A 20,492-nucleotide genomic window follows, 5' to 3' on the forward strand; every position below is an offset into this window, starting at 1 on the left:
GCTTGCGATGCTCCCGATCTCATTCAAGTTCAAATTAAACAGCAATTCCCCTACGGCGCGGAAGACAAGCAAGCCATACTAACAGCCGAAGTCCCCGCCTGGCATTGCTCAAACTGCGGCTTCGAATTCACAGACGGAGATGCAGAGGAACTCCGACACGAAGCCGTTTGCCGTCACCTTGGGTTACTCTGCCCCAGGGAGATTCGCGAAATCCGCTCTAGCTATCGCATGACGCAGAGCGAATTCGCCGAAGAGACCGGCTTTGGCGAGGCATCCATAAAGCGCTGGGAGCTTGGCCTAAACCTCCAGAACAAATCTGCAGACAAGTACCTGCGTCTCCTCCGCGAAAAGCGCACCCCAGAAAACACGGCCCCCTTCGCGCAAAAACACAATTCTCGCCCCCCAAAGCGCAGCAACAAGTTCAAAACCAACCTCCCCGCCAGCGCCTACTTTGCTGCAAGCATTTTCGAACTGCGCCTGGGGCATGCATAAGCAGGCGTTCATGCATACCGTCACATTTTATTCCTTCAAGGGCGGCGTCGGCCGAACAATGGCGCTTGTCAATGTCGCAGCCAGTTTGGCTGCACGCGGCCGGAGAATTCTTGTTGTTGATTTTGACCTGGAGGCACCGGGCGTTAGCACATATGGGCTGTTCAAGGGAAGTGGGGACCTCGGCGTCGTTGATTTCGTGGAAAAATACAGACAACAGGGCGAGGCGCCTGACGTTCGTGAGTATGTGCGGCGATGCGACACCTCCGTCAGTTCAGGCGAATTGTGGCTCATGCCGGCAGGGCGCCAAGACGCCCAGTACGGGTCACGTCTAAACTCGATTGATTGGCTGAAGCTATATCAAGAAGAAGACGGCTACCTGCTGTTTGAAGATCTTAAGGCTCAGTGGCGAGAGCATATTAGACCTGACTATGTGCTCATCGATTCCCGCACAGGACACACTGACGTGGGAGGGATATGCACAAGACAACTGCCCGATTCAGTTGTTGCGCTCTTTATCCCGACCGAGCAGAACCTCATAGGTCTACGTGCTGCAGTTGAGGCAATTCGCAGCGAAGCCCGACCGCCGAGAAGTCGCGCAATTCACCTGCACTTTGTGCCTTCCAACGTGCCAGAACTCGACGACGAGGAAGGCATCGTTGTCTCGGCACTTGAGCATGCTTGCGAGACGCTAAAATACGACAGGCCTGCGGCAGTTCTCCACCATTACAGCAGCCTCTCACTGCTTAACCAACCCATATTCGTACACGAACGCCCTCGGACTCGTTTAGCAAAAGAGTACACAGAACTAACAAATGCGATTGCACGTCAAAACATAGACGATCGCGACGGAGCACTTTCCTACCTAAAGCTTGTCGAAGCCGAGATTGAACTAGGCGACCCCAACAGAACAGTTGGCACACTGGAAGATCGCCTTGACGCAATTGCATCAGCGCACAGTCGTGATGGCGAAGTACTTGTTCGCATGGCATCAATCCGGGAGGCTCTCGGCAATTCAGAAGGGGTACTCAGCCTTCTCAATATTGCAATTGAATCCGGCCACAAGAAAGCCAGTGTCTACAATCGACGAGCACGAGTATTGCGGTCAATGGGCCGTCCAGACGAGGCTGTGGCCGACTTCCGCGCTGCGCTTGACTGCGAGGACGCCGACTTCCAAGACATCTACTTTGCCATACGAACCCTAGTTGAGCTTTCTCCTCAAGCATTGGCATCAACTTTGGAGTCACGTGCCATCAAGCGGCTTTCGGCACCAGAAAGCATGTTTGTTTCAGAAGCACTGAGCGTTCCGGGACTACTCCCGATCGCAGAGCGACTACTGCAAGGCATTCGCGAGAACTCGAGCGAAGAATTAGACAAAGCCATAGCCAAGCGACAGTTGGCAGTCGTCCACATTGGCCAGGGGCGCTTCGAGGAGGCGATGTCTTCAATTGCGCCATCACATGGCGAAGCAACCGCCAGCGAACAGATCTCCCAAGCATTCAATTATGCCATGGCAGAGTGGGGTCTAACTGGCTCGCCCCCTACAGATCTATTCAGGCGTGTATTGGAGTTAGATCTCCTGCGTTCAAGGGCAGGCGGCGTTAACTACTCACAATGTCTAGCCGTTGCCGCTCACTTCTCGGGAGATGCGACAACGGCAAAATGGCGACTTGCTCGAGCAAGACAGGGAATAATGCAGAATCCTGTAAGTACGTTCTCTTGCTGGAGGTATCTGGAGGTTCCCCCATCCGAGTTTGAAGAAGACCTGGATGACATCGAGCGGCTGCTGCATGGAGCAAATGTGCTCCCTAGATTTATTGCATCAAGAGCAGATTGAGCATCATTGCGCCCGATTCAGAGACAGCTTAATGCAACAGCCAATTCCACGACCAGGTGAAGTCTGTGCGTTGGCAATAGAATTCCACTCGAGCCTTTGGCACGGTGAATCACCAGCGAATCCGATTGTGGTTGGCCCACTTCCGCCGTGCCTGCGTTTCGCATCGGAGCTTGTCGAGCATGGGGATGCTCCGCTTCCCCAAGCACTGACGGGAGAGCGGGGAAATCGCTACCTACGCCTGATTAAGCCAACCGCCGTGGACGGGCGTGTAGCGTGAAGTAAATCAACGCCAGAGCCAACGCTCTGCACATATTCAGTACCGCACATCCAACGCATGGCGGCTGTGGGTACTGATGTTGTCCAGCACCAAGTGGATGGTGTTTGCCTCCGGGCACCTCCTGGCGCGGTCCTGGTGGGCTTCGGCAAAGGCCGGACATTTGAGAGTCCCCCGGCGCTCAATCCTCGTCACCGACCCGTGAGACTTCGGCTTGTCACTCTTTGGTCCGAAGCCAGAACCAACGCCCCTTGGACCGAAGAGCCCCCCCTAGGAACTCCTGAAAAGAGTCAGCGATCTGGGAGCACTGTTCAGGAGACGGGAACGCTTCGTTATAGCCATCACGAATAGGGTAGCGCCCCTCACTCTGGTGGCTCACATCGAGAAGGATGTAGTTGCTGTCCCGGACCTCGCAGATGGCATACCAGGACGGAGGTCCGGCTTGATCTGTATCCTCATCGCGCATGAGGACTCGCGCGCGGTCAATCCGAGACAACGGCAGGAATGTGAAGGCGGGATCGACGAAGCCGAACGTGGGATCCCGCTGCGCGAACAGCCGGGCCCCGTCACAATGCAGGTAGAAAGCGCGCAGGTCCGGATCCAGGCGCCAGCCCACGCGCTGCTCGAACGCATCCAGTTGCTCCGGCGTTGCAGGCGGGTTGGGCACGTGGAGGCGCGATATCTCATCGAGCAGCTCGTTCATCGCCTTGTGCCTATTCTCCATAGGGATAGTCCGTGCCGACGCTCGTCCATGGAGGCGAGTTCGCGTAACACTGGTTGTAGAGCTTGAAGAGCGTCTGATGGATGTCCTTGGGAAACGGCAGGATGTTGTCCCAGTCCGTGGGATTGCCGCCATGCCAGAGGTCCCGGATGTGATGCCCCTCGTAGGGGTTTCCGTTCTCCGAGGGCCATGCGCCAAAGCGCTTCGCCCACTGCTCCCGGAACTCTGGACGGCTGTCGTCCCATTTGTCGCGGGCGGCCTTGTTCTGGACGGGGCTGAGCGTCCCGTAGTTGCAGCAGCAGTTCGTCATACCGAACCGGCTCCCAGCTCGAACGACCGTGCCTTCAAAGTCCATCTTCACGTCCGCGAGCCACATGCAGCCCTGGAGAGCGTATCCACTCCCTCCGCACTTCTCACGGCAGTAGGCCATGAGCTGCGAGCTGCACTGCCACGGGCCATAGTAGACGATGGTGCGGAACTGCCCGCCGCCAGGCACGGCCACCAGAGGCCCTACCCACTTCCGAACCGCGACAGGGGTCTTGGGCGTTGGACCTTCTGCGCAGGCTGAAAGAAGCAACGTCCCGAGCAGGAGGATCGCTGAACGCCGAGTGGAAGCGTTTCCCTTTGCTGTCATGAGCGCGCACCCTACCGCGCCCAATGGGGAATCCTCTCCGGCATGAAACCGGGGGACAGTGCCCTCCCCCGGCTTCGTGGCTCACGTCACGGACAGAGCGTGCCTTCGCGGCGGCACACGCGGTCGCCGCAGAAGCAGGAGTAGCCCGACTGGCAGGGGCCACACTGCGGGGGCGGATTGGTGCCGCCGCGGTAGCCCTCACCCGTCACGGTCGCGGTGGCGAGTAGCGTGGTGTGCGCCCTGCCTGAGTAGAGCTTGAACGCGAAGGTGTTGCCCGCCGTGATCCAGGGCGCGGCCTGGCAGAAGTTGTCGCCACGGGCGAAGAGCACTTCGGACTGGTTGTTCACGCTCAGCCAGACCTCTCCCTCGGTGATGCCGCTGACGTCGAAGCAGATGTTCGTCGTCCCCGTCTGCGTCACATCCAGGTTGATGCGCACATTCGTGGGCGTCGCGCTGATGGTTCCGACGATGGGATCCGGCTTGAAGCAGAGGGTTTCGTTGTAGCCCAAGGGCGAACACGAGTAGCCCAGCGCCGAGCAGTGCGACGAACAGAGTTGACCGACACGGGTGTAGCCGACCGGGCAATTGAGCGTATGGGAACCGCAGAGGGAATAGGTGACGGCGTTCTCCTGGGTCGCGATGGATTCGCTCCCCTCCTCACCTGCGTCGCTCATGTCCGGGCCAGAGCAGGCCAGGGCCAACGTGGCAATCATCAATGACAGGATGCGCTTCATGGACATCACTCCTCGTACGGGTTCGAGAGAGGAGCAGCAGACCATGTTCACCCCCGTCCCAGCCACACCCCAAGTGAACCCATCAAAGCAGGTCTTGAATTGGGACAACCGGCTCACTGTCCCTCGGGAGACACCGGTTCGCAGCGGACCAGCACCTCCAGCTGCTCCCCACCACCGCCCAGGTAGAGGGTGCCTGTCGTGGGCGTCGCATCCGAGTACTGGCGCCCCACCGCCACTCGCACGTGGTGCGTCTGCGTGAGGATTCCGTTCGTGGGGTCGAAGCCCTTCCACCCCACCTCCGGCAGGTAGACCTGCACCCACGCGTGAGTGGCGTCCGCCATCACCGCGTTCGCGTGCTTGGGCCCCGTGTAGAGGTACCCGCACACGTAGCGCGCAGGCACTCCCAAGAGGCGCGCCAGGCAGATGAACACGTTGGCGAAGTCCTGACACACGCCCTTGCGCGCCGAATACACGCTGAAGGCCGTGGTGTTCAGCGTCGTGGTGCCCTGCGCGTACGGGTACTCCTTGAAGATGGAGTAGTTGATGTCCAGCAGCGTGTCCAAGAGGTCGAAGTCGTTGCGGCGCGCGAAGATCATCGCGTACTCCAGCAACTCCTCCACCTGCGTGTCCGGCAACTCCGGCGGCAAGAGGTACGGCTGGAGCATGTTCGCCTGCCACGGCATCCACACCAGCGACAACACCGAGCGCATGTGCAGCAGCCGGTACCCCAGCGGATCCGTGTCCCGCAGCTCCACACGCGAGCGGGCCTCCATCACCAGCTCCGTGTAGGGCGTGTCCACCACCGCCCGGCGCACACGGATGCCGAAGACGTCTTCGTACTCCGACCGCGTCACCCCCACCGACAGCGTCACGTCATGCGACAGCAGCGACTGGAGCCGGTCATGCATGGGCGTCAGCCGCAACAGGTGCGAGCTGCGCTCCACCGGCTTCGCGTAGCGGTAGACCGTGCGGTGCAACACGTCCACCACCCGCACCGGCATCTCCGGCGGACGGCGCAGGCGGCTTCGCGCCTCGAACTCCGCCGCCATCATGGGCGCCACCGTGTCCTGCCCTCCCGCCTCCGGCGGCAGAACCTCCACGAGGATGGCCCCCTGGCACACCAGCCCCCCACAAGACATACGACACCCTGCGTCATCCGCACTGGAGTGGGGGCCGGAGGCGTGCGACAGAAGCCGGCAGCACTCATGTGGGTTCGCGAGGGCGGCGGTCGGTGGTGAACACATGAAACAGGTGTGACACCGGCGGTGCGCAAGCTGTCGGACAGTCGGACAGGGCGTGGGTTGTAGCCCGGCGGGGGCGTGATGACGGTGCGCCCTCAGCAGGACAGTTGGCGGGCAGGCGGGCGTGGAGGCGGGCATGGGGATGGTCAGCGGTCGTGCGTGGCTTTCGGCGTTGGCGGTGGCGGTGGGCACGGCCCCGGCGTTCGCGCAGAGCTCCTCCGTCCAGATGGATCCGATGACGGTGCGCCGGGTGGCGGACGTCCTCTCCGAGCCCCGCCTGGAGCTGGACGCCCGGGGGCCTGACACGCGGCCCACCGTCGAGCTGAACGGGCGCCTCTATTTCCTCGCCACCCCGGGCAACGCCGGCTCCGGATCCGACGTCCGGGAGCTGTGGGTGACGGATGGGACGTCCGCGGGCACCCGCTCCGTACAGGAGGAGCTGCTGCCCGCGGGTGCGCGCATCGACCCGGGCTCGCTGCGCGCCACGCCGCACCGCCTGTTCTTCATCGCGACGTCGGCGGAGACCGGACGCGAGCTGTGGACGAGCGACGGCACGCGCGAGGGCACCTACGTCACGCGCGAGCTCAACCCCGGCCCGATCCATGGCATCGCCTCCCAGACGCCCGTCTTCGTCTTCGGGGACTCCGTGCTCTTCGCTCCGGCGGACACGCAAGCCGACCTCTGGAGGTCGGATGGCACGGCCGAGGGCACCGTACCCATCAAGGACATCTACCCGGGCTTCGCCCGAGCGAACGCCGGGGGCTTCGCGCGCGTGGGGGACACGGTCTTCTTCGCCGCGGAGAACGAGCTGGGCTTCGAGCTGTGGCGCACGGATGGCACCGAAGCGGGCACCACGCTCGTGCGCGACATCAAGGCCGGCGTCGGCGACGCGTATCCCGAGAACCTCACCGCGGTGGGCGACACGCTCTACTTCACCGCGGATGACGGCCAGCATGGCCGCGCGGTCTGGAAGTCCGACGGCACGGAGGCCGGCACCGTGCTCGTCAAGGGCTTCAATACCGCCGCCACGGGCCGCATGCCCACCGTGCTCGCCGCCCTGGGCGACGCGCTCGTCTTCCTCGTGCGCAGCTCGGAGGAGGCCTCCCAGCTGTGGCGCACGGACGGCACTGACGCGGGGACGCAGCAGCTGGCGCAGCTGCCCAACGCGATGCTCCACGGTTATTCTGGCCAGTTCTTCGTCACGGCGGGCAACCGCCTCTACTTCGTGTCCCGGGGAGCCACGCTTGGGGACTCGCTGTGGGTGACGGACGGAACAGCCGCGGGCACCCGGCGCCTGCCGCACCCTACCGCGTACGGGCATGAGTCCGTGCGCGGCGTCGCGCCGTGGGAGGAAGGGCTCGCCGTCATCGTGACGACGGAAACGGGGGCGAGCGAGCTGTGGCGTACGGACGGCACCGACGCGGGCACGTCCCGGCTGACGCGGCTGCCGTCGGGCAAGGAGTTCGCGCTGCCCACGGGGCTGGTGCCGTTCCAGGGCGCGCTGCTGACGACGGCCGGAGACCCGTGGACGCCCCATGCGCTGTGGCGCATGGAGCGGGATGAAGCGGCGCCGACCTTCCTGTGCACGGCCGCCCAGGACATGCCCTCCAACCGTCCGGAGGGCACGGACCTGCTCTATTACCGGCCCGAGCTGCGGACCGGACCGGAGCAGGCGTGGATCCGTACCACCTTCATTGACGGCCACCTGCTTCCGCTCAACCTGCCCATCGCCATCACCTACCAGGCCGGGGATGCGCAGGGCCGCCTCACGTACTGCACCACGGTGCTGACTTCGCGGGACCTGACGGCGCCGGCCATCCACAACTGCCCGACGGCGCTCATCCTGAACGCGCAGTCGCCCCGGGGCACGACCTTCTACTATCCGAACCTGGGCATCGGGGATGAGACGAGCCGGGACGTCGTCACGACCTTCAGCCCGACGAACGGCAGCGTGCTGCCCCTGGGCACCACCCAGGCGAACGTGACGGCGAGGGACGCGTCCGGCAACGAGAGCACCTGCTCCTTCCCCATCACCGTGCGCGACAACCAGGCGCCCGGCCGGGCCTGCAAGGTGAACGAGGTCCGCGTGGAGGCGGAAGGCCCCGAGGGCGCGCACGCGTTCTGGCCGGACCTCACGCCCATCGACAGCCTCTCCAGCCAGGTCACCGTCACCAGCACGCACGCGTCCGGCGACCTGTTCCCGCTGGGCCTCACCCGCGTGGAGGTCATCAGCACGGACGACGCGGGCAACAGCAGCACGTGCGAAATCCAGGTCCGAGTGCGCGACTCGCGCCCGCCCGTGCTCACCTGCCCGGAGGACCAGACGCTCACCACCGCGGTGATGTCCGGCACCCGCGCGGAGTACCCGGCCGCCACCGCCAGCGACAGCGTCTCCGAAACGGAGCTCCTCTACAGCCCCGTCGTGGGCACGCCGCTCGCGCCGGGCCTGCACTCGGTGCAGGTCACCGCCATCGACGCGGCCGGCAACGCGTCGCTCTGCAACTTCCAGCTGACCGTGGAGTACGACCCGACGAGCGGCATGCGGCAGGGCCTGGGCTGCTCGGTGGGCAGCGGCCCGGAGTCGGCGGTGGGCTGGGTCGCGCTCGTCGCCCTCGCCTGGACGCTCAGCCGCCGTCTGAAGGACGGCAAGCCACGCGGGTGAGCCATGGGCCATGGCGGCGAGGGGGACTTCCGCTACAGTCCCCGGCGCCCCATGGACCTCACCCTCTTCGTCGTCGGACTCGTGAAGGTCGTCCTCGGCGGCCTCGTGGCCGCGCTCGGCATCGGCTTGAGCATGCGTGGCCTGAGCCGCCTGCTGGACAGCCACCCCGTGGAGGAGCTGCGCCAGGGCAACGTCGCCTCCGGGCTGGTGCACGCGACGAGCCTCGTGTCGCTGGGCCTGCTCGTGCAACACGCACTGAAGGCCACCAGCGACGCGGTGGACCTGGCGGTGCAGAACCCGCCCGTGTCCGCCGTCTCGGTGCTCCAGCTGATGGGCCTGGCGCTGGTGCACGTGGCGCTGTCGCTGGCGGTGGGCGTGGCGGTGCTCGCCCTGGGCGTGCGGCTGTTCGACAAGATGACGCCGGGCATCGAGGAGCTGGCGGAGGTGCGCAAGGGCAACATCGCCGCCGCGCTCCTCTTGTGCGCCTTCCTGCTGGTCATCGCGCTGCTCACCGCGCCGGGCCTCCAGGCCGCGCTCAACGGACTCATCCCCTTCCCGCAGCTGCCCACCGGCGTGCTGCGCGCGCCCGCCTGAAGCCGCCATGGCCGTGCGCTCGTGGAAGACGCTGCTGTCGCTGGTGCTGATGGGCGCGCTCATGGCCTTCGCCAGCTGGGAGCTCGTGCTGACCCGGAAGGCGGGCCGGCTTCCGGATCCGCCCCAGCCGCGAACGGAGGTTCCTCCGGCGGATCCGCAGGAGGCGATGCGGGATTTGGGCATCGTGCTGGTGCCGGAGGACACGCCGCTGGAGCGCGCGAAGTCCTATGACTGGCGCGTGGAAGGAATGGAGCCCGCCCGTCAGCAGCTGGCCTACGGACTGGGCGAAACGGTGGAGCGCGGGTTGGCGCAGGCCCACCGCGACTACAGCGTGCGACTGCGCTACCGAGCCATGGGCCCGGAGCGCTTCACCTACGTGGCGCCGCCGGGCTGCGGCACGGACATGCGCTGCATCTACGCGGAGCTGATGCGCAGCAACGCGGAGCCGGTGCGCGTGCTGGGCGAACGCTTCGCCACCTCCATCCGCGAGCGCGACCTGGACGCGGCGCAGGCCACCGAGCTCATCCTCGGCTTCGTGCGCCGCATCCGCTACGAGCTGCCCGGCGACGAGCCCTTCGGCATCGTCCCGCCGGGACTGGTGCCCGCGCAGGACCGGGGCGACTGCGATTCCAAGGCGGTGCTGGCGCTGATGCTGCTCAGGCAGGTGGGCGTGGACGCGGTGATGCTCTATTCGGATGCGCTCGCGCACGCGGCCATCGGCGTGGGACTGCCCGGCACCGGTACCCGCATCCCCTTCGGAGGGCGCGGGTACCAGTACGCGGAGCTCACCGCCGAAGGCTGGCCGCTGGGGATGATTCCGCCGCAGTACGACAAGCCGCAGCTGTGGCGGGTGCTGCCGCTGCCGGACGTGCAGGGCTGAGCGCCCCTGGCGAATCACAGCGAAAACAGCTATTACTGCTCTATCCGGGATGCTCGCCGAGCGCGGGCATCCCCATACCCAAGCGGGGGCAGGCACATGGCGGCTTCACGGACGTGGATGATGGGCCTCACGGTGGCGCTGGCCAGCGGCTGTGGCCCGGCGACAGACGCGGAGTCTCCCGCGATGGCCGAGGCAGCGCAGGCGCTGGGCGCGTGCACGCACTCGGTGACGACGAACACGTACAACGGGCCGGACTACTGGGGCACGCTCGTCTTCAAGAACACGGGGACGGTGGCCATCGCCAACCCGGTCATCGCGCTCGACGTGCCTACGGGCGTGACGTGTGACGATGATCAACCCGGCTGGACGCACACGCAGTCGGGCCGCACGTGCACCTTCACGCGCACGTCGTCGCTGACGGTGGCCGTGAACGCGTCCTACACGTTCAACTACTCCTCCACCTCCAACACGTCCTTCACCGCGACCAACGTGAAGGTCCAGTCCGACAGCTGCGGCGGCACGTCCCCTGGCGGTTCCGGCCTCACCGCGAACCAGAAGAAGGTGGCCGAAGGGCTGACGAGCATCTGGGAGAACGACACGCCCACGATGGACTACGCCTATTCGGAGAACATCAACGACGGGCGCGGCTACACCAACGGGCGCGCGGGCTTCTGCACCGGCACGGGAGACGCCATCCAGGTGGTGCAGTGCTACCGGGCCCTGCGCACGGAGGCCAATGGCAACCGCCTGGCGAAGTACTGGAACGCGCTCACCGTCATCAACAACCGCTTCCTGTCCACCGGCCAATCCCAGGCGTCCACGTCGGAGCTGGACGCGGTGGGCAACTGGACCTCGGACTGGGCGGCCAGCTTCAACACCGCCGCCACCCAGGCGGACTTCAAGCAGTGCCAGGACCAGGTGAGCGACGCGCTCTATTACACGCCCACCCTCACCGAGGCCGCGAAGTGGGGCCTCACCCAGGCGCTCACCAAGGCCGCGCTCTACGACGCGTCCATCAACCACGGCTTCGACGGCATGAAGGACCTCATCCGCAAGGCCAACACGGCCCTGGGCAACAGCGGCCAGGTGGCGCCGGTGATTGGCTACAACGGCATCACGGAGACGGCGTGGCTCCAGAAGTTCCTGGAGAAGCGCCGCGACGTGCTGGCGGCGGACTCCACCTGGGTGGAGGCGGTGGACCGCGTGGCCGCGTACGAGAAGCAGCGCCGCGTGGGCAACTGGGACCTGGGCACCGCCCTGCGCAACGACGTGCGCGCCCGCGACTGCTGGGGGACCACCTACCCGGCGAGCGGCTACACCGTGCGCGCCATCAACCCGGATGGCACCTGGAGCACGCCGTCCTCGTACACGTACTCCTGCCAGTAGGCTGGACAGTCCGGCACACGGGCCGTGACGGCGGGCGCCCCGGGATGGCATGACCGGGGCATGGCCCGTGACGTTTCGTTCTTCGACAAGCTCGGCTCGCTGCTCGCCCAGGAGCGCGAGGCCGAGAAGGCTCGCATGACCTCGCTCGCGCAGGGGCTCACCCTGCGCGAGCGTGAAGAGCAGGGCCTGTCCGTGCTGGACCTGGAGACCGTCGAGGAGGAGGTGGGCCTGGGCGGCCGCATCCTCCTCACGCTCGCCCGCGCGGACCGGGGGAAGCTGCCCACGCGCGTGTCCAACGGCGACCTGGTGGCGGTGCTGCCCCGCCGCGCGGAGGTGAAGGACCCGGCGAAGGCGCTCGTGTCGCGCGCCACCTCCACCCGCATCCAGCTGGCCTTCGACCGCGAGCCGCCCGCCTACCTGTCCGAAGGACTCCTGCGCCTGGACGTCGTCCCCAACGACGTCACCTACGAGCGCGTGCGCGCGGGCCTCCAGCGCGTGAAGGCGATGGACAAGGGCCAGGAGCGACACAAGCGCGAGGTGCTGCTGGGCAACGAGCCCCCGCGCTTCGACAACACCAAGGACTTCACCCCCACCCGCCCGCTCAACCCGGAGCAGCAGGACGCCGCGAAGCGCGCGCTCGCCGCGGAGGACTTCTTCCTGATCCACGGCCCGCCCGGCACCGGCAAGTCCACCGTGCTGGCGGAGGTGGCGGCCCAGGCCGTCGCGCGCGGCGAGCGCCTGTTGTGCACGGCGGCCAGCAACGCCGCGGTGGACCACCTGTTGGAGCTGTGCCTGGAGCAGGGCCTGCGCGCCATCCGCGTGGGACACCCCGCGCGCGTCGCCGCCCGCTTGCAGGAGCACACGCTGGACATCGTGGTGGAGGAGCACCCGGACCGCGTCGTCAGCCGCGACCTGTTCGATGAGGCCTTCGACCTCTTCGGCTACGCGCGGCGCCAGCGCAACCAGGGCCGCAGCCGCGAGCGCTTCTCCAACGCCCGCTCGTCCACGGCCGAAGCCAAGGACCTGATGGACGAGGCACGCAAGCTGGAGAAGAAGGCCGTGAGGGCCGTGCTCGCTCGCGCGGACGTGGTGTGCGTGACGCTCGCGAGCCTGGGCTCCGGCGTGCTCGCGGGCGAGGAGTTCGACCGCGCCCTCCTGGATGAAGCCACCCAGGCCACCGAGCCGCTGGCCCTGCTGGGCTTCCTGCGCGCGCCCAAGGTGGTGCTCGCCGGAGACCCGCAGCAGCTGCCGCCCACCGTGCTGTCACAGGAGGCCTCCAAGGCGGGCCTGGGCACGAGCCTCTTCGAGCGCCTGCTCAAGGACCACGGCGACGAGGTGAAGCGCATGCTGCGCGAGCAGTACCGGATGAACGCCGCCATCATGGCCTTCCCCTCCCAGGAGATGTACGGCGGCGAGCTGCGCGCCCACCCCTCCGTGGCGGACCGCACGCTGCCCGGGGTGCTCAACGCCGGCGCGGAGGTGGACGCACCGCCCGTGCTCTACCTGGACACCGCGGGCAAGGGCTTCGACGAAGAGGAGGAGCCCACCACGCACTCCCTCCTCAACCCGGGCGAGGCCACCTACGTCATCGCCCGCGTGCGCCAGTTGCTGGCACTGGGCCTGGCTCCGCGCGAGGTCGCCGTCATCGCCCCGTACAGCGCCCAGGCCCGCCACCTGCGCGAGGCATTGGAGGCCGTGCACCCGGAGGTGGAGGTGGACACCGTGGACGCGTTCCAGGGACGGGAGAAGGACGCCATCCTGGTGAGCATGACCCGGTCCAACAGTGGGGGGCAGCTGGGCTTCCTCAACGACCTGCGCCGCATGAACGTGGCCCTCACCCGCGCCCGCCGGCACCTGTTCGTCGTGGGCGACTCCGCCACCCTCAGCAGCCACCCCTTCTACGCGCGCTTCATCGAAGGCACCCAGACGGACGGCGGCTACCGCTCGGCGTGGGAGTGGCCGGACCCCGCCGACCCATGATTGTCATCCCAACGACTCAGGGTTGCCCTGGGGGACTACGCAAGGAGTGCGACCCGGGCGCCCGAAATTTGTCGCATCGCTGAACGAATTTTGTCACCTGCTCGGTCGCCGGGCGTGGGAGACGGCCGGAAATCAGGCATTTGGCTCATTCCATGAGGTCGGCACGAAGGATGCTTTCTCTTCTGAACACGGAGGGAATGCATGTCTCAAGCGCCTGTGGTGACCAAGGAGAATGACGTCTGGGTGATTCGGATCGACCGCCCCAACGGCAAGACCCAGGAGTACCGCTGCGCCACGGAGAGCCAGGCCCGGCAGCTGGCCATGGTGCTCGGCAAGCCGGACACCGGCGGCCCGCCGCGCCCGGCGGCGTCGTCGTCCAGCACCGTCGCGTAGGGTCGCCAGCACCCGGGGGGACGGAGTAAGGCGTGAAGGCACGAGGAGACACCCGTGCCCGCCGCCGCATTCGAATCCCTCACCGTCGACGCAGAAGGGCTGCCGCTGCACGTGCGGCAGCGTGGCCCCCAGGGCGCCCCCGCCGTGCTGATGCTTCACGGGTGGCTGGACCATTCCCACAGCTTTGATCCGCTCTGCGAGCACCTGCCCGAAGCCTGGCGCACGGTGCTGCTCGACTTTCGCGGCATGGGCGAGAGCGGCCACGCGGGCCCCGGCGCCGCGTACCACTTCAGCGACCACCTGCTGGACATCGAGGCCACCCTGGACGGGCTGGCCCTGCCGCCGGTGCACCTGGTGGGGCACTCGCTGGGCGGCATCGTCGCGCTCGCGTACGCCGCCGCGCGCCCGGAGCGCGTCAGGAGCCTGACCCTCATCGAAAGCCTGGGGCCTTCCGGTGGTCCGCCCACGGGCGCGGTGCAGCGGCTGCGCGGCTTCCTGGACGACGCGCGCCGGCCCCCCAACCGCAAGCGCTACCCCACCGTGGAGGCCGCCGCGGAGCGCCTGCGTCAGGCGAACCCCACCCTCTCCCCGGACGCGGCGCTGCTCTTCGCCCGCCATGGCACCCGGCGCACGCCGGAGGGCGACTTCGCCTTCACCTTCGACCCACGCCACCGCCGCCGCTTCGGCCAGGGCTACGACGAGGCCCAGTGGCTGGCGCTGGAGGCCGCCGTCACCTGCCCCGTGCAGCTGTTGCGCGGCACGGAAGGCCTGTCCCCCGCCCCGGAGCTGCTGGAGGGGCGATTGGCCGCCCTGCGCACGCTGGCCGGTCCGCCTCGCCTCTTCGAAGGCGGCCACCACGTGCACCTGGAGCAGCCCGCAGCCATCGCCGCCGCGATCGCGGCCTTCATCGCCGCGAACGCGGGCGTCCCGGTGCCCGAAGCGTCGGGTTCATGACCTGAAAAGTTGGGGGTGCTCCTTGGCAAAGGGTCAGGAAAAACCTTTCACCCTCCAGGGCACCTCTCTTCCCTCCAGCGCTCACTTGGTCGCTGGACCGTCCGCCAAGTCCCTGATTTCCCTGGGCACCTGAGCAACCCCTACGCGCGGCACGGGTCTTGATTAGGGGAAGCCCGAGATGGATCACGTGTCCCGGGCATCCGTGTGCGTGTGGTGGGGAAGGGTGGGGAGCGGACAATGGTGATGGGGTGGAGGGGTCGGATCGTCCTGCTGGCGTCATTGGTGGCAGGGACGATGGCGTGTCACGAAGAGGACCAGACGCGCGGGGTGAAGGCCACTGCGGTGCTGGACGTGGACGCGCTCGACTTCGGCGAGGTGCCGGTGGGCGAGTGGCGTGAGAAAGAGGTCCGCATCCGCAACGTCGGCTACGTGCCCTTCTCCGCGCTGGAGGCGTTGGGGCTGGGCAACAACCCGTCCTACCAGGTGGAGCTGAAGGACGGCGGCGGCCGCGTGCCGCCGGGCGAGTCGCACGTCGTCAAGGTGCGCTTCCATCCGCTGGGAGAAGGGCCGGTGGAGGAGACGCTGCGAGTGACGACGGACGCCAACGTGGGCGCCCTCCAGCAGCTGCCCGTCATGGGCCTGGGCACGCCCACGCGCATCGGCGTCAACCCGCCGGTGCTGGACTACGAGACGCTGGAGGTGGACAGCGACCGCACGCTGGAAGTCACCGTCACCAACCCGGTGGACCTGCCGCTGACCCTGAAGGTCGCGGGCGAGAGCGCGGATCCGTTCACCGCGGACACCATCACCGTGCCGCCCAACAGCACGCAGGTGGTGAAGACGAGGTACCTGCCCCGTGCGCTGGGGCAGATGGGCGCGCGGCTGGAGGTCGTCTCCTGCGAGACGTGCACCCCGTCCGTGGTGGACCTGAAGGGCAACTCCGTGGCGAGCGCCTTCGTGTTCGACCCGGCGCCCGTGCCCTTCGACGAGATTCCGGTGCACGAGCGCACCGAGTCCTTCACCCGCGCGCGCAACATCACCTGGCGCCCGGTGACCATCTCCGCGCTGGCCACCAGCGACCGGGCCTTCTCGCCGCTGTCCAAGCCGGAGGGCGCCACGGTGCAGCCGAACGAGGTGGTGGAGATGCGCATGGAGTTCGCCGCGCGCTTCTCCGGCCCCAACGTGGGCAACCTCACCGTGGCGTACGCGTCCGACAAGGCGCGTGAGTCGCGCGTGATGCTGGACGCGCGCGGTGGCCGTCCCACGCTGGCCGTGGCCCCGGTGGCGCTGGACTTCGGCGAGCTGCCGGTGGGCGGCAAGGTGGAGCAGGTCATCCGCATCACCAACGCGGGCAGCAACGGCCCCCTCACCTTCACCGGCGTGCGCGCGGATGGCGACGCGGTGCAGTTCGACGTGGCCACGCCCACGCGCGGCACGCAGAACTACCCCTGGAAGGCCGGCACCTGGCCCACGCTGGAGTCCAACGGTCTGCAGATCGACCCGGGCGACGACGCGCTGGAGCTGAAGGTCTACTTCGAGCCCAAGAACGAGGGCACCTTCACCGCCACGCTCTACGTGCAGTCCAACGACTTGTTCACGCCGGAGCGCGCCATCACGCTGACGGGCCGCGCCCGCACGTCCGGCCCCTGCGTGTACGAACTGCTGCCGCAGCCGTCGCTGGAGTTCGCCAACGTGGTGCCGGGCCGCGGCGCGGTGCTGGGCTTCTACTTCCGCAACCCGGGCCGGGCCGAGTGCGCCATCAAGAACGTGCACCTGTCCAATGACGGCGGCGGCGTGTTCACCATGCCGGGCGGTCCCATCACGGGCGGCGTGGTGCTCTACGACACGGCCTTCAGCTCCATGATCGCCTTCCGCGCGCCCACCACGGGCGGCGAGTTCAACGGCGAGCTGATGCTCACCGTCAACAACCCGGCCCACCCCACGGTGACGCTGCCCATCCACGCGGTGTCCAACCCGTCGTGCCTGGTGGCCACGCCGTCCTTCGTGGACTTCGGGCCCATCCGCTACGACTGCCCGGCGAAGCCGCGCAAGACGTTCCTGTCCAACCGCTGCAGCGAGCCGCTCACCGTGTCGGACGCCATCATCGGCAACGGCACGTCCAAGCAGTTCTCCCTGCTCACGCCGGTGACGGCGCCCATCACGCTCCAGCCCGGCGAGGGCTTCGAGATGGAGGTGGACTACGCCCGCAACGTGCTGGGCCAGCACTACAGCCCGCTGTACTTCCAGACGGACACGGAGGCGAACCGCTTCCTCGTCCCGATGCTGGCGGAGACCAACCACGAGGGCATCCAGGTGGACCGCTTCACGCAGGGCACCGACAGCCAGCTGGACGTGCTCTTCGTGGTCTCCAACACCACCACCATGGAGACCTACCAGCAGCGCCTGCGCAACGCGGTCCCCGGGTGGCTCGCGCGTGCGAAGGAGCTGAACGTGGACGTGCGCGTGGGCGTCACCAGCACGGGCCTGGTGCAGCGCCAGGGGCTGTGCGGCGGCGGCGCCAACGGCGGTGAGGCCGGCCGGCTCTTTCCGGTGGACGGCAGCCGCGCCCGCGTGGTGTCCGGCAACAGCGCCAACGCGGCGGCCACCATCCAGTCCAACCTGGAGGTCGGCCTGTGCCACAACCTGGTGCAGGGCCTGGAGACGATGCGCCAGGGCCTGTCCGCTCCGCTGTCCGAGCAGGCCGACGACGTCCGCACCCCGCAGCCCAACGACGGCAACCTGGGCTTCACCCGCGCTGCCGCCCGCATGGCGGTGGTGGTGCTGGCGGACGAGGACGACCACTCCGGCTTCGGACCGGACAGCTACATCCAGTTCCTCCAGACGCTGAAGGGCACGGGCATGTCCCAGCGCAGCAACCTGCACGCGCTCGTCCCCAACGGGACGTCCTGCTCCACCGCGGGCTCCAGCGCGGACCGCTTCGCAGCGGTGGCCCAGGGCACGGGCGGCTCCGTGGGCTCCATCTGCGAGGGCGACTACCGCGGGTTCCTGGACCCCATCATCCAGCAGGCCGGTGAGCCGCAGGCGGACTTCCACCTCACCGCGACGCCGGATGGCACCGCGGAGATGAGCGTGCGCGTGAACGGCCGCACGCTGGGTGCGGATCAGTGGACCTACGACCCGGTCCGCAACGCTGTCATCTTCGCGGCGGGCTCCGTGCCCACCCCGGGGCAGGCCGTGGAGATCCGCTACCGCAGCATCTGTGCCGCCACGCCCTAGGTTGACGGGTTCGTGACGCAGCGCGGCCGGGCCGGTCCCACAGGGGGGCCGGCCCGGTTCGCGTTTTTTGCGGAAGCCCGGGCTTTTGAGATCCGCGCTGACGCGGCTATCGTCACGGCCGGAGTGGAAACGTTCGGCCGCTATGAATTGCTGCGCAAGCTGGCCACCGGCGGCATGGGGGCCGTCTATCTGGCCCGGCAGAAGGGGCCCGTAGGGTTCCAGAAGCTGCTGGTGGTGAAGCGGCTGTTGCCCCACCTGTCGGAGGACGACGAGTTCCTCCAGATGTTCCTGGACGAGGCGCGCATCGCGGCGCTGCTCAACCACCCCAACATCGCGCAGATCTACGAGATGGGGGACGTGGACGGGCAGTACTACATCGCCATGGAGTACGTGCACGGCGAGCCGCTGGGCTCACTGGTGCCCCGCGCGTCGGCGCACCCGGGCGGGTTTCCGCTGGGCCTGCGATGCCGGATCATCGCGGAGGCGGCGGCGGGCCTGGATGCCGCGCACAACGCGCGCAGCCCGTCCGGCCGGAAGCTGTCGCTCATCCACCGGGACGTGTCGCCGCAGAACGTGCTGGTGGGCTTCAACGGCGGCGTGAAGCTCATCGACTTCGGCGTGGCGAAGGCGCAGGGCAAGCTGTCCCAGACGGTGGTGGGCACCATCAAGGGCAAGCACGCGTACATGTCCCCGGAGCAGGCGCGGGGTGAGCCGCTGGATGCGCGCTCGGACGTGTTCGGCCTGGGGACGGTGTTCTACGAGCTGCTGACCGGCGGGCGCCTGTTCAAGCGCGAGACGGAGATGGCCACGCTCAAGGCCGTCGTGGGGCACAAGATCGTCCCGCCGTCGGAAGCGGTGCCCGGGATTCCGAAGTCGTTGGACCCCATCGTCTTCAAGGCGCTGGCGCGCAAGCGCGACGACCGGTTCACCACCGCGGGCGAGCTGCAGCTGGCGCTGGAGGAGTTCCTCCAGCAGGAGAAGCTGCACGGCACCAGTGCGCACCTGGCGGCGTTCATGCGGGACGTGTACTCGGACGAGCTGGAGGAGGAGCGCTTCGCGGCCGAGCCGACGATGATCTACTTCGACCCGCGCCTGATGGCCCGGCCGGGCAGTGCCGCGCCCGCGAAGCCACCGGCCTCCGGGACGACGTCGTCCTCGGGCAAGGCGCAGGCCCCGGCGAAGACGCCGCCGCGCGCGCCGGAGCCGTCGGTGAGCCAGTCGTCGACGAAGGCCGCCGCGTCCCCGGAGGACTCCGGAGTGGGGCCCACCGCGGAGCGGACGTCGCGCACGAAGGAGAACTCCGGCCTGAGCCGCCCGGAGGCCCGGCCCGTGAAGACGCGGGAGAACACGGGCGTGAGCCTCGCGGACACGCGGCCCCTGCATGACGAGGACGCGCGCCGTCCCACCGCGAAGCACGAAGCCATGCGCGGCGAGGCTCGCGCCTCCACCGGGAAGTTCGATGCCGTGCGCGAGGACGCGGGTCCGGCTCGCGCCCCCACCGCGAAGCACGAAGCCGTGCGCGAGGACGCGGGTCCGGCTCGCGCCTCCACCGCGAAGCATGAAGCCGTGCGCGGTGAAGACACGGGCTCGGCTCGCGCCTCCACCGCGAAGCCCGAAGCCGTGCGCGCGGAGACGGGCCGGTCCTCCACCGCCCAGTTCGGCGCCGTGCGCGCGGATGGCTCGAAGCCGACCCGTACGCCCGAGGGCTCCACGGGAAGCCGTTCCGCGGCGAAGCCCGTGAAGGCCTCCGGGGATGCGACGGGGAGCCGCTCCGCCGCGAAGGCCGTGCGTGCGTCGGAGGACTCCGTTGGAGCCAAGGTGCCCTCGAAGACAGGACGCACCGAAGGCTCCGTGTCCTCCGCCCGCCGCCCCGTGCGCGGCAGCGGTCCCGATTCCGACAAGTAGAACCCAAGGGGCGCAGCGACAGGCCGCCTCGGGCTCCGCTCGAAGCGAGCCCACGGGTCCCGCGAGCGACGCGGACCTCGCGGCGCCGGAACCGCGCTCGGCTACAGGCTCGCCAGGGCCACGCGGTATAGCGCGCGGTAGCCCATGCGCGGCGCCACTTCGAAGCGGTCCGCGTTGAAGATGTCGCGCAGCAGCGCCTGCCCGTCCGGCGTGGACTGCAACCCCAGGAGCGCCGTCTCCAGCGCGGTCACCAGCGGCGCGGGCAGCCCCATGGCCACCGGCACGCCGTCGTTGGGGGCTTCATCCGTGTACGCCAGGAGCTCGAACTTCGCGCCCATGCCCGGCCCCAGCACGTCCTCCACGCCCGTGGTGAACGTGAGCCCCGTGGAGGACGGCGGACAGAAGACGCTCGTCACCTGCGCCCTGCCCTCCAGCACCGCCTCCAGCGCGCCCTGGTACTCGTGCATCACGGTGCGATCCTGCGACTCGCCCCACGCCTGCTTCCAGTAGCCCACCGCCCGGGCGTCATCCCCCACCAGGGAGAACGCCGCCGCCACCGCGTGCATCTCCA

Annotated in this window: 16 protein-coding genes; 11 read left to right on the top strand and 5 right to left on the bottom strand. The window is 67.7% G+C overall.

What is annotated here, in order from left to right:
- Both D7V77_RS43340 and D7V77_RS27845 read left to right on the top strand, forming a co-directional pair.
- On the top strand, positions 1-492 hold a 492-nt coding region (locus D7V77_RS43340; RefSeq protein ID WP_147452175.1), incomplete at its 5' end, for a type II TA system antitoxin MqsA family protein.
- A gap of 10 nt (positions 493-502) precedes the next feature.
- Positions 503-2,326, top strand: a complete 1,824-nt coding sequence (locus D7V77_RS27845) for an AAA family ATPase (RefSeq protein WP_158624502.1) — start codon at positions 503-505, stop codon at positions 2,324-2,326.
- 491 nt (positions 2,327-2,817) lie between these two features.
- Here D7V77_RS27845 and D7V77_RS27850 read toward each other — a convergent pair whose 3' ends face one another.
- From D7V77_RS27850 to D7V77_RS27865, 4 genes are all read right to left on the bottom strand, one after another.
- Positions 2,818-3,303 (bottom strand): SMI1/KNR4 family protein, encoded by a 486-nt coding sequence (locus D7V77_RS27850; protein WP_120579340.1) that lies wholly within the window; start codon positions 3,301-3,303, stop codon positions 2,818-2,820.
- 10 nt (positions 3,304-3,313) lie between these two features.
- Positions 3,314-3,823, bottom strand: coding sequence for a hypothetical protein (locus tag D7V77_RS27855; RefSeq protein WP_233597270.1), 510 nt, complete (start codon positions 3,821-3,823; stop codon positions 3,314-3,316).
- Between the two features lie 218 nt (positions 3,824-4,041).
- Complete coding sequence (locus tag D7V77_RS27860; protein WP_147452177.1) at positions 4,042-4,689, bottom strand: hypothetical protein; 648 nt, start codon at positions 4,687-4,689, stop codon at positions 4,042-4,044.
- A gap of 113 nt (positions 4,690-4,802) precedes the next feature.
- Positions 4,803-5,828 (bottom strand): transglutaminase family protein, encoded by a 1,026-nt coding sequence (locus tag D7V77_RS27865; RefSeq protein WP_233597271.1) that lies wholly within the window; start codon positions 5,826-5,828, stop codon positions 4,803-4,805.
- Positions 5,829-6,066: 238 nt separating this feature from the next.
- Between D7V77_RS27865 and D7V77_RS27870 the strand changes: the two genes are divergently transcribed.
- From D7V77_RS27870 to D7V77_RS45795, 9 genes are all read left to right on the top strand, one after another.
- The gene (locus D7V77_RS27870) at positions 6,067-8,592 is read left to right on the top strand and encodes an HYR domain-containing protein (protein ID WP_120579342.1); all 2,526 of its coding nucleotides are present in this window, start codon (positions 6,067-6,069) and stop codon (positions 8,590-8,592) included.
- Between the two features lie 3 nt (positions 8,593-8,595).
- Positions 8,596-9,186: a DUF350 domain-containing protein gene (locus tag D7V77_RS27875; RefSeq protein ID WP_233597272.1), complete on the top strand. Its 591-nt coding sequence runs from the start codon at positions 8,596-8,598 to the stop codon at positions 9,184-9,186.
- A 7-nt stretch (positions 9,187-9,193) separates the two neighbouring features.
- Positions 9,194-10,066, top strand: a complete 873-nt coding sequence (locus D7V77_RS27880) for a hypothetical protein (protein ID WP_120579343.1) — start codon at positions 9,194-9,196, stop codon at positions 10,064-10,066.
- Between the two features lie 96 nt (positions 10,067-10,162).
- Positions 10,163-11,452, top strand: coding sequence for a chitosanase (locus D7V77_RS27885; protein WP_120579344.1), 1,290 nt, complete (start codon positions 10,163-10,165; stop codon positions 11,450-11,452).
- Between the two features lie 60 nt (positions 11,453-11,512).
- Positions 11,513-13,432 (top strand): AAA domain-containing protein, encoded by a 1,920-nt coding sequence (locus tag D7V77_RS27890; protein ID WP_120579345.1) that lies wholly within the window; start codon positions 11,513-11,515, stop codon positions 13,430-13,432.
- A 201-nt stretch (positions 13,433-13,633) separates the two neighbouring features.
- Positions 13,634-13,825 (top strand): hypothetical protein, encoded by a 192-nt coding sequence (locus D7V77_RS27895; RefSeq protein ID WP_120579346.1) that lies wholly within the window; start codon positions 13,634-13,636, stop codon positions 13,823-13,825.
- Positions 13,826-13,879: 54 nt separating this feature from the next.
- Entirely contained in the window at positions 13,880-14,779 is a 900-nt protein-coding gene (locus tag D7V77_RS27900; protein WP_120579347.1) for an alpha/beta fold hydrolase, read from the top strand.
- 237 nt (positions 14,780-15,016) lie between these two features.
- Positions 15,017-18,016 carry a choice-of-anchor D domain-containing protein gene (locus D7V77_RS27905; protein ID WP_120579348.1) on the top strand — a complete coding sequence of 1,000 codons (3,000 nt, stop codon included), beginning with the start codon at positions 15,017-15,019 and terminating at the stop codon, positions 18,014-18,016.
- A 123-nt stretch (positions 18,017-18,139) separates the two neighbouring features.
- Positions 18,140-19,921 carry a serine/threonine protein kinase gene (locus D7V77_RS45795; protein ID WP_304485881.1) on the top strand — a complete coding sequence of 594 codons (1,782 nt, stop codon included), beginning with the start codon at positions 18,140-18,142 and terminating at the stop codon, positions 19,919-19,921.
- A gap of 101 nt (positions 19,922-20,022) precedes the next feature.
- Here the strand turns inward: D7V77_RS45795 and D7V77_RS27915 are convergent.
- Positions 20,023-20,492: PhnD/SsuA/transferrin family substrate-binding protein (locus tag D7V77_RS27915; protein ID WP_233597273.1), on the bottom strand; the 470-nt coding region annotated here is incomplete at its 5' end.

This window comes from Corallococcus sp. CA041A (assembly GCF_003612075.1).
Lineage (GTDB): Bacteria > Myxococcota > Myxococcia > Myxococcales > Myxococcaceae > Corallococcus > Corallococcus exiguus.

Coding starts and splice junctions, on each gene's coding strand:
- D7V77_RS27845 (WP_158624502.1), top strand. CDS start 503: ATGCATACCGTCACATTTTATTCCTTCAAGGGCGGCGTCGGCCGAACA.
- D7V77_RS27850 (WP_120579340.1), bottom strand. CDS start 3,303: ATGAACGAGCTGCTCGATGAGATATCGCGCCTCCACGTGCCCAACCCG.
- D7V77_RS27860 (WP_147452177.1), bottom strand. CDS start 4,689: ATGAAGCGCATCCTGTCATTGATGATTGCCACGTTGGCCCTGGCCTGC.
- D7V77_RS27865 (WP_233597271.1), bottom strand. CDS start 5,828: ATGTCTTGTGGGGGGCTGGTGTGCCAGGGGGCCATCCTCGTGGAGGTT.
- D7V77_RS27870 (WP_120579342.1), top strand. CDS start 6,067: ATGGGGATGGTCAGCGGTCGTGCGTGGCTTTCGGCGTTGGCGGTGGCG.
- D7V77_RS27875 (WP_233597272.1), top strand. CDS start 8,596: ATGGGCCATGGCGGCGAGGGGGACTTCCGCTACAGTCCCCGGCGCCCC.
- D7V77_RS27880 (WP_120579343.1), top strand. CDS start 9,194: ATGGCCGTGCGCTCGTGGAAGACGCTGCTGTCGCTGGTGCTGATGGGC.
- D7V77_RS27885 (WP_120579344.1), top strand. CDS start 10,163: ATGGCGGCTTCACGGACGTGGATGATGGGCCTCACGGTGGCGCTGGCC.
- D7V77_RS27890 (WP_120579345.1), top strand. CDS start 11,513: ATGGCCCGTGACGTTTCGTTCTTCGACAAGCTCGGCTCGCTGCTCGCC.
- D7V77_RS27895 (WP_120579346.1), top strand. CDS start 13,634: ATGTCTCAAGCGCCTGTGGTGACCAAGGAGAATGACGTCTGGGTGATT.
- D7V77_RS27905 (WP_120579348.1), top strand. CDS start 15,017: ATGGTGATGGGGTGGAGGGGTCGGATCGTCCTGCTGGCGTCATTGGTG.